Below are 643 nucleotides of genomic sequence, written 5' to 3'. Positions count from 1 at the left end.
GGTTTAATCCATGCCTACTTCGCGAAGTCGTACAAGCCTTGGAAGCACCATGCTGACACTATCTAGCTCTCAACAAGTCTATCTCGCATGTGGGACAACGGATCTTCGTAAATCCATTGACGGATTAGCTGCGCTTGTGCAAGAAGGCTTTGGTCTCAATCCTTTCTCCCCATGTTTGTTCGTGTTCTGCAACCGCGAACGCAATAAACTCAAGATCCTTTACTGGGAGCACAATGGCTTTTGGTTGTTCTATCGTCGTCTTGAACGCGGGACGTTCCAGTGGCCAACGGGTAGCGAAGGGGCAGTAACGGTTTCTTCTCGAGAGCTGCGTTGGCTGCTAGACGGACTTGCACTCAGCCAGCGGCAAGCGCATCCGAAAGTCACAGCTGAAACTGTGATTTAGCGCGAATGTTCGCCATTTTTCATACCTTGTAGCAGGGATGTAGAGGGCGGTTGGCGAAGATATAGTGTATGAAAAATCGAGCGGATACCCTACTTATAACAGAAGAATTGGCACAGCAAAACGCCAGATTAGAGCAGCAAAACGCCGAGCTCACAGCCAAGCTCAAATGGTACGAAGAGCAGTTTCGGCTTGCGCAGCAGAAGCGCTTTGGCGCCTCCAGTGAGAAGACGCATCCTGATC

General features: G+C 50.4%; 2 protein-coding genes. Both read left to right on the top strand.

Going from position 1 to position 643, the window contains the following annotated elements; genetic code table 11:
• Positions 1–49: 49 nt before the first annotated feature.
• Positions 50–403 (top strand): IS66 family insertion sequence element accessory protein TnpB, encoded by a 354-nt coding sequence (tnpB, locus tag AC1DWN_RS34880; protein ID WP_477563368.1) that lies wholly within the window; start codon positions 50–52, stop codon positions 401–403.
• A 68-nt stretch (positions 404–471) separates the two neighbouring features.
• Positions 472–643 (top strand): IS66 family transposase (locus tag AC1DWN_RS34875; protein ID WP_477563369.1); only part of this gene is annotated, 172 nt, incomplete at its 3' end.

It is taken from the genome of Paenibacillus sp. P4_A7, assembly GCF_056402455.1.
This window is presented reverse-complemented; position numbering and strand designations above follow the sequence as displayed.

Bases quoted from the DNA above. Each gene is read 5' to 3' on its own strand.
- tnpB (WP_477563368.1), top strand. From the start codon at position 50: ATGCTGACACTATCTAGCTCTCAACAAGTCTATCTCGCATGTGGGACA.